6 protein-coding genes are annotated in these 13,259 nt (G+C 59.0%); 1 reads left to right on the forward strand and 5 read right to left on the reverse strand.

The genetic code is table 11. The features are described from left to right. Nucleotides 1-755 precede the first annotated feature (755 nt). From ABIB48_RS08565 to ABIB48_RS08575, 3 genes are all read right to left on the reverse strand, one after another. On the reverse strand, nucleotides 756-5,339 hold the full coding sequence (locus ABIB48_RS08565) for an endo-alpha-N-acetylgalactosaminidase family protein (RefSeq protein WP_354212753.1): 4,584 nt from the start codon (nucleotides 5,337-5,339) through the stop codon (nucleotides 756-758). Nucleotides 5,340-5,723: 384 nt separating this feature from the next. Then, on the reverse strand, nucleotides 5,724-8,975 hold the full coding sequence (locus ABIB48_RS08570) for a right-handed parallel beta-helix repeat-containing protein (protein ID WP_354212754.1): 3,252 nt from the start codon (nucleotides 8,973-8,975) through the stop codon (nucleotides 5,724-5,726). Between the two features lie 215 nt (nucleotides 8,976-9,190). Further along, nucleotides 9,191-10,222, reverse strand: coding sequence for a LacI family DNA-binding transcriptional regulator (locus ABIB48_RS08575; RefSeq protein WP_110107263.1), 1,032 nt, complete (start codon nucleotides 10,220-10,222; stop codon nucleotides 9,191-9,193). A gap of 231 nt (nucleotides 10,223-10,453) precedes the next feature. Between ABIB48_RS08575 and ABIB48_RS08580 the strand changes: the two genes are divergently transcribed. After that, nucleotides 10,454-12,592 (forward strand): beta-galactosidase, encoded by a 2,139-nt coding sequence (locus tag ABIB48_RS08580; protein WP_354212755.1) that lies wholly within the window; start codon nucleotides 10,454-10,456, stop codon nucleotides 12,590-12,592. A gap of 93 nt (nucleotides 12,593-12,685) precedes the next feature. On the opposite strand, the gene ABIB48_RS08585 is transcribed toward ABIB48_RS08580, so the two are convergent. Then, entirely contained in the window at nucleotides 12,686-13,063 is a 378-nt protein-coding gene (locus ABIB48_RS08585; RefSeq protein ID WP_354212756.1) for a hypothetical protein, read from the reverse strand. Next, nucleotides 13,035-13,256 carry a hypothetical protein gene (locus tag ABIB48_RS08590; protein WP_354212757.1) on the reverse strand — a complete coding sequence of 74 codons (222 nt, stop codon included), beginning with the start codon at nucleotides 13,254-13,256 and terminating at the stop codon, nucleotides 13,035-13,037. Before ABIB48_RS08590 ends, ABIB48_RS08585 begins: the two co-directional genes overlap by 29 nt. Nucleotides 13,257-13,259: the final 3 nt, after the last annotated feature.

Raw genomic sequence — 13,259 nt, forward strand, 5'->3', positions numbered from 1 at the left:
AGCCCTTCGACTGAGCAACTACAAAACCAGCTCTGCCCGCCGCGTACCCCACAACAACGATCCCCGCCCCACCAAAGGAAAAAGCAACAAGCTCTCGACAGGCCTCCGAACTTAACAACTACCTCCGCACCGCCCACATCAAGTGGCTCATGCCGCTGAACTTGTGCAGTGATTACTCCCCCGGTTGGGCTGCGCCGCAGGTGTCCGCATTCGTGGACACCGCGACCCTACTGACCAAGATTTGGGGTTCTCCGCAAGTAGTGGACACAGGGTCTGCCTCACGCTGCTTGCGGGGCCCCGGGTGTGGGCAACCGGCGAGACGTCGGTCCAACCAGAGCACAGTCAGGAACTACCCTGAGATCTATCCTGACGTACTTCAACTAAAAATAGACCAGGCCATAACAACTGGTTCCTGATTCTCCCCAAACGTGGTCAAGCCAACTTACTGTCACCGTGGAAGTGCTCCAGCCCGCCATTGCAGGGACCCCAAGCACCGCCCCTGAATGCAGCGTGACAGTCCACGCCGCCGGCACCAAAGATGTGCCGGCATGGAAGTCTTGATCGTCACCGATGCCGGTTAGTCACAGGATATTGAGATGGGCCACGAGCGCCTACCCCACACCCAAGAACTGTCTATCGCGGTTGGTAGGTCTCTCACCAAAATCCTTGTTGCGACCAACGCAGAAGGGCCCTGCGCCACTGTATATATACGGTGATGCAGGGCCCTTCTGAGTTTTGCGGCTTAGCCTATGGGCCTACCCTATCCTGCGTCCACGGCCACGCTGGCGCAGTCCCACAACCAACCCGCCAACCAGGAGCAGAAGTGCCGCGAAGGAAGCCAGGACGGCAGCGTTACTACCCGTGCTCGCCAGATCGTCACCTGAATCGGTGGCTGTCGACGTTGCAGTGGCGGTCGACGCCGCGGTGGCAGTCGTTCCCGGCTTAGTCGACTCAGTCGTTCCCGGCTTAGTCGGCTCAGTCGTTCCCGGCTTAGTCGGTTCCGTTGTGGGCGGCTTAGTCGGTTCCGTTGTGGGCGGCTCGGTGACTTCTGCTGCTACAACCGTGATATCCAGTGATCCCGTAGCGGCTTGACCGGCCGGGTTGGTTCCGTTGACTCGTAAGGTGTAGTCACCCAGAGCACTCTCAGCTGGAATACGAGTCTGCAGCACAGCATTGCCGTCGGCATCGGCCGTGGCCTGCTCAGAGTCGCCGGGAGCAAGACTCAATGCAGCAGCGCTGCCCGATTCCAGTGTGAACGTGACATCACTGCCCGGTTTGAGGTCCGGTACAGTCACGGTGAAGGCGCTGCCCGGGTGCAAAGCCCCGGTGCCTTCTCCAAGGGCTGGGCGCAATGCAGCCGCTTCACTGACATCTACTTCACGTTCGCCAGGTTCAAAACCAACCGGCGGAGTGATGACAGGCTCCTCACCATTGGTTCCGTAGACACGCATTTCTGCGGCTGCGGCAAAGCCCAAACCGTTGTGGGCGTTGAGGCCCTCAAACTTGACGTAGCGTGCAGTGTTTCCTGCCGGGATGGGCAGAAGCTGCATTTGCACACCGGTAGTCAGGCTTCCCGAGGCAACAGCGGTGCCCCAGGTGACGCCGTCGTTAGATACATAGAGCTTGTAGTCCTTGATGCGACCATTGTCTCCACCATCCTGGCGGCCTTGGAACCCAACGCCTGTCAGGGTGTAGTCCTCGGAAAGGTCAAACACCACCGAGTGCGGGTACGGACTGCTAGCAGTGTCGTACTTGGAGTGCCAGATGGTGGAAACATTTCCGTCAAGGACATTACTGACGGGGCCTTCGGCGCCTGTTGCCGCCTGCTGGGAGTCCGTGGTCACCTTGAGCTGGTTCAGCGGAACCATGCCGGTTGACTGCACCGGAAGGGAGATCTGCTCGGAGACATGCTTGGTGATGTTCTCGTTGAAGTACACGGCAGCTGCCGTCACAGGCGTTGAGGTACCGCCAGCGTTAGCGGCCGGAACGACAACCCAGGTGGTGGATACGCTTGCACCCGCAGCTACCGAATCAAAGAGATTTCCGTTCTGGTTCTTGACCAAGAACGTCCACCCGGCCGGAGGCGTACCCAGGCTCAATTCAACGTTGGTGGCAGCAGTTGCTTCAGTATTAGTGAAGGTCGTAACAATCTCGGCAGGTACCTGGGGGCTAAGTGCTGGCAACGCGCCAACCTTAATAGTGGCGCAACCGGGCTGGTTGGCGGCGGGGCCAAGGTCCCTTACCACCATGTTGTCCATCACCATGTCTGTTGATCCGCTGCCAATGCGGCGCAGTCCAACCCATGCGGAGTCGCAGCCAGCTACGAACTTGCTGGAGAAACTCGTCGTCGCAAGGGCAGGAGTAAGCGTAACTTTATTGATTTCCTTTGAGATAACAGCGGATCCGGTCATCTCATCTGCGCCCGTCACCCACTGCCATTGCGAGGCACCGTTGGACTGGTAGTCAAAGGTGATCTCGTATTCATGCCCAAACGCGAACGGCAAAGTTACAGGAGCCGAACGGTAAATCAGGCCTGCACGCTCGTTGTGAGCCTTGAGTGAGTGAGTGCCGCCCTTTTCGGTGATGACGTCATCAACCTGGCCTGTACCCTTCCATGCCTTCTGAGTGAACGGTGCATGGAGCTGGCTGATGCTCGTCTGCGGATCTGAGAGCCCGCCGTTGTTGCCCTTGAAGAACGGGCCCCAACCGGGCTGATTGCCTTCGAAATCCTCAGTGAAGACCACATTGCCGCCGATGGCCGGCAACGTAGTGGGGACAACAGCCAGCGGCTTGGTCATGAGCGTGTTCAACGGTGCATCGGTCATGACGCGGACGTCGTCGATGGTTACCTTGGCGGCACCTGCTGCGGCAGAAACCTCAATCTTCACCGTACCGTTGGCCGGGGCGGTGAAGGTCAGCGGGGCCCGCTGTGAGTACGTTTCGCTCTTGGAATCAGAGGCCATGCGGTTCTGTGCCGGGGTGATCGCGAAGGAGTTCTCCGCGGATAGCCCTGAACCGGTTGCCTTCAGCGTTGTTGCACGGCGTTTGCCCTGCTCAATCTCAATGTTGGCGCTGACTGTGTACTTTTTGCCCGCAGTCAGTCCGGTCACGGTCTGGGAAATGGACGACGCCGAGTCCCCCAGCACCGCTACATTGTCACCGATCGCTGTGCGCTGGGCCTGTGCGCCACCTGTGGCACCCCAGGCGCTCAGGTTTCCGGTATTGAAACCGGGGTCAACGAGTCCTGAATCTGCACCGTAGTTAGCTGCAGGCTGGGGAGCCTTGCCGCCAGCCGGAACCAGTACGTAAGCGGTGCCTGCTTCTGCGGTCAGCGTGACCTTACCAGCAGCTGCGGCAACGTCGGAGACTTTGACCCGGCCGTTGTCCGTGAGCTTGAACAGTTCAAGGTTGGTGTTGCCAGCAAAAGTGGCGGGGAGATCGAACGTGGCAGTTCCTCCCGCAGCGTTGTAGTGGTAGAGCTTGGTGGCCTTATTGGGATTTGAGACGGTGTCCGGATCCGCTACATCTTGCCACGGGATCAGGTATTTGTTGCCGTCAATGACAAGCTTTCCGTCGAGGGTGACCTTGCGGACACCGCCCACCATGTCAATGGCTACCTTGTGCCCGTCAGCGTCTTCCAGCTTGGCCGAGGTACCAGCATTCCACTGTGTGAGTTCGTAGTGCTGGAGGAACTTGGTGGGAAGGTTATCACTCCATACCTTGGAATAGGTGGCGTTAAAGTCCTTCTGGCCTGACCAGCCTTCATAGTCCTTGACTACCTGGCCACCGAGCAGCGGATCAATGTTCCACAAGTCGCGGTCTGAGTTGGCGATGAAGCGGATCATCTGTGAGCTGATGCCCTGATTTCCACCATAGTTTTTGTCATTGGCCCAGTGGGACCAAATGGAGTTGTTTTCAAAACGCGAGGCATACTCGGTAGTGATTTCATAGCCCATCTTCTGCAGGTTATTGGCTAAACCATCGGCCATCGCCCCGCTTTCCAGGTAGGCGTCTATGTAGAGACTCTTGACTCCGGGAACGGTGTCCTTCAGCTCCTGAAAGCGGTCAAGGACGTTGCCCGATCCGAGGTCATGAGGCATGTCGATGAGGTACGCGCTGTTGAGCCAATCCCAGCCTCCGCGACGGGTGCCAATGAGCTCTTCGTTGAAATACTGTGCCTGCGCGTAGGCCTCTGTGGCGTTGACGTGAACACCAAACTCGGCATTATAGTTTGAGCCCTCATTGACCAGGGTGTTGAAGTCTCCTGCGCCACCGGCTCGGGTATTGATGTCATTACCGTAGTCGGGGTGAGCTGCATCGTGGCCCTCACTTTGGTATCCCTTTTCCAAAATCCACTGCCCGAGGTTGTCAGTAGCCATGGAGAAACGTTTGACGTTATCCAAGGTCTTCAGGAAGGGGTTGGTGGCTGCACTACCGAAGTTAAAGGGGATGCGGGAGACTACCCTGTCAGGAATTTTATCCGAGCCCAAGGGCTTTTCAGAGTTCTTGCGGAAGGCAATGGCTGCATCCTGCCAGTCCACAGAACCGGAAGCATTCACATCACCGGCAAGAACTACAGTGGCCTGCGGCAAATCAAAGGTGGACACGCGGGGGTCCGTGGCGCCGACGGGGTGGTAGGTGAAGGTGCCAGGTGAGAGTGAGGCTACCTTTGCCCCTGCCGCGCCGTTCTGAATCTCCGATAACAGGCGCTTGTTCCACTCGTTGTTGCCTGAATCTTCCGTGGCGTTAGTGATGATGCCTGCGGCCAGATCGGAGGTGTTGACAAAACCGTAGGGTGTTCCAACCGCGGCGGCATCTAACGGACTGCCTGCGGTGACGGACAGGATTTTGTCCTTGTTGGTGGTGGTGTCGTCCGTGTTCTCCGTCCGGGCCAAGGTGGCGCCGGACTCGGTGGAGCTGACTGAGAGGAGGGAGTGGCCTGGAATGGACAGAGTATTTAGCGTAGCTTCGCCAGCGCCCATGACCTTTATGACCTTGAATTCAACCGTGTTGGCTGCCGTAACAGTAATGGTCGAGGTGATGACAAGCGCCGGATCTGCAATGGTGGAGACGTAGGTGGCGGTAGCTCCAGTGACGCTCACAGTGGTGGTGGCCGTTTTAGACTGGCCATTAACCAAGAAGGTTGTTAGCGGCTTACTCTGTCCACCAATGACTTTTCCATCAAGAGTGTAGGAAACCACCTGAGGAAAGGCATCGCCCACGGCAACGTTCAGACCTTGGCCATTACTCAGTGAGAGCGTGGTGGCATCCCCCGGAGCAGCCGATGCCGTAGTGGCAAGGCCCACGGCAGTCGAGGACATGATGGCCAGCGCTGTCATTGTTGCGAGTGTACCGCGCCAATAACCCGACCTGTGTTTTTGCGCAGAATTTCTTCTGTGCCGTTCATTGTTCTGAGCCATTAATCCACCCTTTTTGGGACAGTTCCCGCTCCGTAGTCAGCGAAAATACCGCTGAGCCACCCAGTGATCCCTGCACTCTAGTTGTTATGGATAACACTCTATGGAGTGACCGGCATTACATTCAATGTCTCGGCCCAATGTTACGCAGACTCAACACTCCACTCTGCTCTGGCCAGCCAAGGGCTATCCCCAGAAGCAGAGAAGGAACCGTTGCCTTACTGCTTGTGGCAGGAGGGCAACGGTTCCTTGACTGGCGTTGACTACATTCAACACTGCAACGCGATCAGGCAGTGGCGCTTTACCTTAGTGCGCTTGCTTGCGGCGGCGACTCATGACGGTGACGCCACCCACCAGGAGCAGCAATACACCGGCGGACAACATCACGGTTGCCGAGGAGGCACCAGTGTTGGCCAGTGAATCATCACCAGTGCCCGCTCCTGCGGGAGCTGTGGGTGCCGGCACGGTAGCTGGCACCGTCGGCCCCGTGGTGGGATCCGTGGTCGGATCCGTGGTCGGATCCATCGTCGGCCCCGTGGTCGGATCCGTGGTCGGATCCGTGGTGGGACCCGTGGTGGGACCCGTGGTCGGCCCCGTGGTGGGATCCGTGGTCGGATCCGTGGTGGGACCCGTGGTCGGATCCGTGGTGGGATCCGTGGTCGGATCCGTCGTCGGAGCGGCTTGAACCGTCAGCTCGGCAGATTCACTGATGGCAGTTCCCAAGCCGTTGCTAAAGACGGCACGGAATGCAGAACCATCGTGGCTCATCTCTACCGAATCCATGGTGAGCGTTGCCTTCGTGGCACCGGCAATCGCTGTCCAAACTTCTCCGTCAGAGGAGATTTCCCACTGGATAGTTGCGGCCGGGTTTGCGGTGGCCACAGCCGTGAACTCTGCGGTTTTGCCAGCCGTGGCACTCACATCTTCTGGTTGTACCGTGACAACGGGTGCCCCCAGCACAGCAGCAACGTTCAAGGTTGCCGGCGTTGAGAACACCTGACCGGCTGGTCCGTTGATCATCGCACGGTACTGGGTACCATCCATCTCCGCGGACACAGCCGGAACGGTCAGTGCAGTGCCCTGGGTGGCGGCAATATCAGTCCACGCTCCGCCAGCATTAGACTGCCACAACACCGAGGTGCTGGGAGCGCCAACAAAACTGCTGAAGAAGTATGCGCTGTTCCCCTGCGTGACAGTGGTGTCATCAGGGTTCAACGAGGCTACGGGGGCCTGAACGGCCGTGGTCATGGTGAAATCATCACAGAAACCTGCGCCGGAGCCACCTGGCTTGTAGCAGTAAACGGTCACTGCCTTGGTGTTACCGGAGTTGAAAGCAATGGTTGTGTATTTCATCTCCGGCGTTGTAACAGAGGCGAACTTCTGGTACTGATCGGGGTTGTTGGCATCCTGATTTCCAGTAAAGTTCTTCAGGCCCAAGCGCACCTCCGAGCCGTCAGCCGAGGCGACCCACCCGCTGAACAGGTAGTCGGTGTTGGGCTGCAGAACCACTGGGAACTGCTCGGAAGAGCCTGCGCCCGTGATCTTCAAAGCAAAGTTGCCGGAAACTGCCTTGGCCTCATCCCGGGAAGTGTTCCATGCACCCCAAGGGGTGTTGGACAGCGCCTCAAACGAACCATCCACAATCCTGTTATCAACTGCAACCATGCTCACATCAGAGCAGCCCGCCGTGCCATCACAGTTGATGGCAACGGTTGTCGCGTCCAAAGCGGTGGAGAAAATGACATCACCGTTGCTGCCAGCCGGGGTTTTGAAGCCCTTGGGGTTGGTAACTGAAAGCGTTGCACCGGCAGCAAGTGTGCCGGAGACCTTGTAAGTGGTGTTCGTGCGAACAGGCACCTTGGTCAGTGCTGCACCGGTTGCAATGGTCTCGCCATCAACGTCACAGCTACGCTCATCGACTGCCGTGAACTGGAACGCACCAATGTCAGGGGCGCAGCTGGACGGCACGGAGTTACCAAAGAAATCCACTGTTCCAACAGGAGCAATGGGCAGGCCCTTGGCAGCAATCCTAGAGTCCTGGATCTTGAACCGTTCCAGGCCAGTACCCGCAGCAAGTGCCAGCTTGTCTGCGATGGTGACGGCTGCTGGGTCAGCGGGCCAGGCACCGCCGGGGCCGGAGAAGGCATTGTTGCGCCACTGGATGGTCTTCGCGTTGGGCGCTGCGCTGGATTGGTCACGTACCGTAGCCGACGCCACAAACAGGTTGTTGGCCATCAGCATTGAGATGGGGGTGCCACCAATATTGTTCAGCAGGTGATTCGGCGTGTTAGGCAAAATGATGGTGTTGTTGTAAAACTGGTTCTCAGTTCCGCCGGCAACAAAGTTGACGCGGTCATGATCGTTTTCCGAGACGTTATAGCGGAAAGTAGCCTGGGTGGACAGTCCGCCGCAGCCACAGAAGAGCATCATGCCGCCCTCATTGTCATGGCTGTAGTTGTACTGGAACAGCGTGTCATTGGTGCCGTAGTCAACATCGAAGGCATTGCCGTCATTGTTTCCGGGGAGCTTCTTGGTCTCAAAAACCTCGTTGTACTGGAACGTGGTGCCATCGGCATTCCACGCCCACACGCCGGCGTTGGAGCCGTTGGGGATGTTTGCCGTGTCTGAGACGGTGTTGTACTCCACGAGGGCGTTCTTGTTCATCTGGACGACAATGCCGTCGCCACCAACGTTCTTCACGGTGTTGCCGCGAATGACCAACCCTGTTGAGGGAGTCCACGGCAGGTTCGGCCGATCCGCTACGGGGCAGCCGTCCCAGCCAACCTCGGCACGGCACTTCCACCGAGTGGACATGTTAATGCCGCTGCGGTTGACGTTTTCAACGGTGTTGTTGGCGATCACTACATCGTTGAACCAGGTAGGGACGCGCTCGGCAACGGTGTCCGAGGCATAAACCTCGAACTGGATTCCACCGGAGCCCTTGAGGTCCTTCTTGCCTTCGCCGTAGACGTCATGGATGTTCAGGTTTTCGATCCGGTAGTAGTTGGCTTGGCCAATGTCCTGAACCTTGACCACCAGCCCACGGCGCTCATTTTTATAGCGCGCCGAGCTATCAGCATCGATGTTGGTAATTTCTAGGTTGCGAATTTCCCAGTACTGCTGGTTGGAAAGCTGAACCGTGGCGTCAATGCCGGCACCGTTAATGATGGGTTTGGCCGTCCCTGTGCCATAGGCGTCAAGGACAATAGGGGCTCCAGGTTCGCCGGATCCCTGCGGACGCAGGGTGCCTTGGCACGAGCTTCCACGCTTGAGCAGGATCTGGTCCCCGGCAGAAAAGACGGTGGCATTGACGCTTGTCAACGCGTTCCACGGGCTAGAAATGGTTCCGTCGCCGTTATTGGCGGCGCCGCAGTCAAGAAAGTGCAGATTTCCAATGGCGGTGGCGGCCATTGCGGCGGCCGGCGCTGCAACAGCACCGACTCCGCTCATGGCGGGGCTGTCCGTGGGGGTGGGGGCGGCGGCAACGGGGCCAGCAACTGCCAGCCCGCCCGCTACCAGCACAGCGCTGAACATAGCCAGCAATGCAGGTCTTTTCATCAATTTTCCCTATCGAGGTTGGGCTCTCGCACGCCAGCGCATCACAGAGATGTGAACGTGCACACATAATCGTGTGAAAGCTATCACAATAGGGGCACTTGGGGGGATTGTTACGGATAACAGTTCTGCGGGAAAGGATCCGCTCCGTTCATGGCGCGGATCATTGATGCTTTGATCTGCCACTGCGGCACGTTCAGCCGATATGCCGCAACAGCTCAGGCGGAGTCTCGCCACACAATGCTAGTGGGGACAATTTCATGGGCATGTCTAAGGTCCTCGCCCTTGAGCTGGCGCAACACGAGGGAGGCCATGATTGCACCCATTTCCTCAACGGGCTGCCGCACAGTGGACAATCCAGGAAAGGCGCGTTTGGCCCAGAGACTGTCATCGAAACCAACCACGCCAACGTCACACGGAACGGACTTTCCAGCTTCCCTCAGAGCATCCATGGCCCCAATCGCGAGGGCATCACAAGCGGCAAAGACGCCGTCAATGTCAGGATCCCTACGCAGAAGTTCCCGCATGGCCGCAAAACCCGCCTCATGACCCCAATCCGGGGTGGGAATCACAAGGTTCGCATCGAAATCCGCACCTAAGGCTGAGGTAAACCCCGCAAGTCGCTCCCTGGCAGCACGCATGGCCTCCGGACCTTCAATCATGGCAATGCGTTTGCGCCCGGTACCCACCAATCGCGCACAAATGCCCCTGGCTGCTTCGACATTGTCCACGTCCACCCAGGGAATGCTGCTCGCCCCGGCTGGCCTGCCGGCCATTGCGGCGGGCAGGCCCAACTCCTGAACAATACGCAAGAGCGGATCTTCCGCCCGGACAGAGACCAAGATTGCGCCGTCAACATAGCCTCCGCGGAGATGTCCGGCTATTCGACTCAGGGTCTGCTCCGTGTCCAAAATCAAGATAACCAGCTGGAAATCCGCCTCGGAGAGAACCCTGTTGGCGGCGGTAAGCATGCCGCCGAGGTTGGGGTCGTTATAAAACATATTGTGAGATTCATGGACCACGAAGGCAATATTCTTGGTTTGCCGAGTTGCCAGTGACCGCGCCGCCGTATTGGGAACGTAGCCAACCTCTTCAACAGCATCCTTGATGGCCAGTCGCGCACCCTCAGAGACATAACCGCTGCCGTTGAGGTACCGGGAGATGGTGCCCCGCGACACTCCCGAGGCGGCAGCGACGTCGAAGATGGTAACCCGCCGGGCGCGCCCGGCGTCAGGCCGCTCATTGCTCATGATCGAATTATTTCCTTATGGCTGGATTCCTTCTTATGCTATGCCACGCTTGCGGATCTCCGTTGGCGCCAGCTTGCGCCTTGGCAAAAAGGGCTCAGCACGGAGGCGGTCAGCACTACACACCGCACCGTTTCTTTTGCGCATTCAAGCAACTCTCCTATAGTGATCTCAACGGTGTGTGAGCGTGCACATAAGCCCATACTCATATCTGACCAGTGGAGGTACCCAGGGATGATTCCCGCAATCGCCTACGGGGGCGACTACAACCCCGAGCAGTGGACCGCTGAAACGGTGGACCGCGATATTGAACTCATGCACGAAGCTGGGGTCAATTTAGTATCCGTGGGAATTTTCTCGTGGGCGGTGCTGCAGCCTACGCCGGGAGTATTTGACTTCGGCTGGCTGGATACCGTCATGGACAAACTCCACGACGCCGGCATCGCTGTGGACCTGGCCACTGCCACGGCTTCCCCGCCGCCATGGCTGGGACATCTGCACCCGGACACGTTGCCGGTAACGCGCGACGGCGTGCGGCTCAGCTATGGTTCCCGGCAGCAATTCAATCCCTCAAGCGCCACGTTCCGCAGGGAGTCCCTGATCATGGTGCGTGCCATCGCCGAACGCTATGCCAAGCATCCGGCCTTGAAGATGTGGCATGTGAACAATGAGTACGGCTGCCACGTGCATGAGAGCTTCGATGAAGAATCAGCCACGGCTTTCAGGGAATGGCTGCAGGCTCGGTACGGCACGCTGGCGGAACTGAACCGGGTATGGGGCACAACTTTTTGGTCCCAGCGGTATTCGGATTGGGCGCAAGTGAGCGCCCCACGCGCCATGCCTACCCTGCCCAACCCGACCATGATGACGGACTGGAACCGTTTCTGTTCCGACGCCCTCTTGGCCTGTTACACGGCAGAAAAGGAGGTCTTGAATGAGCTCACACCGGATGTGCCACTGACAACGAACTTCATGGGCGCCTTTGCCTGGGTCGACGGCTGGAAGTGGGGTACCGAAATTGACATCATCTCCAACGATTCCTACCCCGACCCCTCGGATCCACGAGCCGGACGTGAATTTGCCTTTGAATCCGATCTGATGCGTTCGCTCGGCGGCGGCAAGCCGTTCATTCAGTTGGAACAAACCACCTCCGCTGTCCAGTGGCGCCCCCGCAACGCCGTCAAGCGTCCCGGCCAGTACAAGCTATGGTCGCTGCAGGCAGTGGCCCGGGGCGCTGACGGGATCTGCCAGTTCCAGTGGCGTCAGTCCGCCTCGGGGGCAGAAACATTCCATTCCGGGATGGTCCCGCACGCCGGCAAGGCCAGCCGCACGTGGCATGAGGTGGTTGAGCTGGGCTCCGCACTAAAAGACATTGGTGTAGTTGCCGGGTCCAGAGTCCAAGCTCAGGCAGCCATTGTGTGGGATTGGGAAAGTGCGTGGGCGCAACGCAACTCCATTGGCCCTGTTGATACAGAGCCGTTGACCATAGCCAAGAGCTGGCATGCCAGCTTGTTTGAAATGGGCATTGCTACCGACTTTGTCCACCCGGACCATGACCTGGGCAAGTACCAGCTCATCATTGTCCCGTCCCTCTTTGCCGTCAGTGACGCATTCGCGGCCGCCTTGGCCCGAGCGGCAGCCAACGGGGCCCAGGTTATTGTCAGCTGCCTGACTGGGGCCCTGAATGCGGAGGGGCCTGCCCAATTGGGCGGCTACTTGGGCCCGCTGGCGCCGTTGCTCGGTGTCCGCGTACTGGACTTCACCCCCCTTGGCGTGGTTCCCCACACCACAGAGATTGAAGTCAACGGCCCACTGGATGGCCCCGCACTGGACCCTATCTATGAGCCCATCACCTCCCTCATCCGAACGCCCGCAACGGAACGCAGCGTAGCTCTGCTTCCCACTGGGGTAGACGGAATCACCGGAAACGCCATTGGCTGGGTTGAGAACCTCGAGGTGATCGAGGGGGCAGGGGCCTGCGTGCTCTCCACCTTCGCAGGTCTGGACACCTCCGGCTGGCCCGCCATTACCCGGCGCCAGCATGGGACGGGCACCGCCTGGTATGTGGCGAGCAACCCGGATGCCAGGGGACGTGCGGAGGTGATTTCCGCCGTCGTGCGTGAGAGCGCCGGCAGTGCACATCCCATCCGTCCGGTGCTGGCTGCGCCGGTTCCCGGCATTGAAGCGGTGCTGCGCGGGCAGGTACTGTTCCTGCTCAACCATGCGGACACGCCCGCCCTGGTGCCGGGAATCAGCGGCACCGTCTTGTACGACGGCGGTCAGCCCACCCCTGAGGGTCCCCGCCGCGGGACCGTGCTCAGCGGTGCCGATGTCAGCGTGGGGCCACGCAACGCCGTGGTGCTGCAACTCTGACTTTTCGCAGCACACCAGCGCCAACAGTACAAGAGGGCAGCTCCGGTCAATACGGCCGGAACTGCCCTCTTGCATTTCTACGCTGATGATCCCCTACGGCAGAGCGGCGCAATTGTTGGTTGGGGCTGAGCCGGTGATCCGTTTCTGCCCAAGGGCGCAGCGGCCGGCCACATAGGCGTCCTGGACGGACGGAATCACCAGCGTGTCAGCCTCGCCCTGTGCAATAAAGAGCGGGAACGGGATGTTCATGACAGGGGTGTTTTCCCGAAACCGATCCCCCATGGGCCCGGTTGTGGGGTCCTTGGCGAAGATGGTCTTGCCTTTGTCGATCGCGATGGCACTGATCAGCAAAACCAAGACACCGGGTTCAGAGAGGCAACGGCTGGAGATTTTACGCACAAATGTCCTGGCCACCGGCGTGATGTAGTCATTGAACCGGACCTCAGGATAGGCGTCGGAGGAAGCTGGCATCCACGTAGAAGGTCAGGGCGCCCAGCGACGAGAGCGGCTTCGTGGCCAACTCATACCCCAGCCAGACACACAGGACACCGACAAGGAGCACCACCCATGCTGGAGCTTTTGCCAACAAGGCGGGCAATGCCCGTGCATGGTCCCCGAAGGTGCGCTTCATGGCCGTATCCTGTTGCGGCGTCTCCAGCGTCATCTA

This window comes from Arthrobacter sp. UYCu511 (genome assembly GCF_040547105.1).
GTDB classification, from domain to species: Bacteria; Actinomycetota; Actinomycetes; order Actinomycetales; family Micrococcaceae; genus Specibacter; species Specibacter psychrochitiniphilus.